Here is a 1,586-nt window from a genome sequence, read left to right as displayed (position 1 = left end):
TGTCTATTTCTGTTGCTGATTTACAATATATAGTAGTGGATCACTCTAAAGAAAAAAGTAGAAAACGTTTTTTTAGCCCTTCAATGTTTCCACCTAAAAATATAAAATAACCAACCTTAATTCATTTCTGTGGTAAAAAACCTTTTCTTCAAAATTTAAACTCTTATTCATATCCATTTACCCAATTTCGCTTACAACATTACAGAAATTTGTTCTCTGTCGGAGCATTTGGCACTTTAATAGGATTGCTATTTATTTTTCATGAAGAATTTAATGTTATGAAGCCACGCTTGAGGCGGAAAGTGTTTAAGATAAATAAAATTATTGGGTAGTTACAGAAACATCTAATGTCAGTAATAGAAAAGATACCCATTTCACAAAAATCCTAAAATTATTTTACTATTAAGCAAAATCTGTGGTTTTCTATAGAGAACTCAATGTGTGAAAAAACTCTCCCAATTTCAGTTGTTATTCCTACTTGGAAACGCACAACTGTATTGCTGGTAGCACTTAAGTATATTTTGAATTGTTCACCACGTCCGGCGGAGATCCTGGTTCATATAGATGCTGGAGATCAAAAGACAGAGCAATGTCTGAGGCAAGTATTTTCTCAATCGCCAGTACATTGGTTTCAAAGTAATACAACTCAAGGACCTGGAGGTGGTAGAAATCTGCTTATTCGTAAAGCCAGTTTTCCTCTAATTGCTTGTTTTGACGATGATTCTTGGCCTCTAGACTCAAATTACTTTCAAATCGCAGCTGATTTATTTGCAGCCCATCCGGAAGCCGCTGTACTCTCTGCACAGGAAGTTAGACCTGGTATGAATTCTGTACCTACAGACAGTAAAATCGGTGAAATCGCCTGCTTCCAAAATTGTGCTTGTCTCATACGTCGTGAGGCTTTTTTGAACACTCGTGGCTACTTGCCCTTACGTTATGCCTACGGAATGGAAGAAGCTGATGTTGCCTTACAACTATTAGACTCAGGCTGGAATATACTTAATACAGCATCCCTACGAGTTTATCATGACACCGATCTGAAACACCATGGTAGCGTGCCAATCAACGCAGCTCATATTGCCAATACCGCTTTGCTTGCATATCTACGGTATCCTGCTCAAGCATGGCCATTAGGAGTTTTACAGGTTCTCAACCGAGTCAAGTATGCTGCAAGCATAGGTCGTTGGCGAGGTATTCAACAAGGTTTACTGCAAATCCCTGACATTATGTGGAAATATCGTAATGAACGTCAGACTGTAGGAATTGAAACATTGCGTTTAAGTCGTAAATTGTCTAGTAGTAAGTCACAAATAGAAACTGTCTGAACTTATTTCTTTGTAAGCCAAAAGTGTCAACACAAAAACATTGGATCTGCTGTCAAATCGGAGCAAGAGAACATTACGCAATCCCCAGATCCCTACATCAACAGGGTAATCTATCTCACCTGATTACAGACGCTTGGATTACTCCCCAATCTCCCCTCAACTATCTACCCAAAAACCTGCTCACCAGTTTACGCGATCGCTTCCACCCAGATCTTGCTCAAGCATCCACTCACGCCTTTACCAATTCCTTAATTCAGCTAG

General features: G+C 39.0%; 1 protein-coding gene and 1 pseudogene. Both read left to right on the top strand.

The features are described 5' to 3' along the window. The first annotated feature begins 437 nt into the window (after nucleotides 1–437). Complete coding sequence (locus F6K37_RS41610) at nucleotides 438–1,325, top strand: glycosyltransferase family 2 protein (RefSeq protein WP_287257114.1); 888 nt, start codon at nucleotides 438–440, stop codon at nucleotides 1,323–1,325. Nucleotides 1,326–1,348: 23 nt separating this feature from the next. Beyond that, nucleotides 1,349–1,586 (top strand): annotated as a pseudogene (locus F6K37_RS41605) (glycosyltransferase family 4 protein); the annotation flags it as partial.

The sequence above is a fragment of the Moorena sp. SIO4E2 genome, from assembly GCF_010671945.1.
GTDB lineage: Bacteria > Cyanobacteriota > Cyanobacteriia > Cyanobacteriales > Coleofasciculaceae > Moorena > Moorena producens.
The sequence above is the reverse complement of the archived record's forward strand: the minus strand, read 5'-3'. Positions and strand labels throughout refer to the sequence as shown.

Excerpts from the sequence above, each read along its gene's own strand:
- F6K37_RS41610 (WP_287257114.1), top strand. The coding sequence starts at position 438 with ATGTGTGAAAAAACTCTCCCAATTTCAGTTGTTATTCCTACTTGGAAA.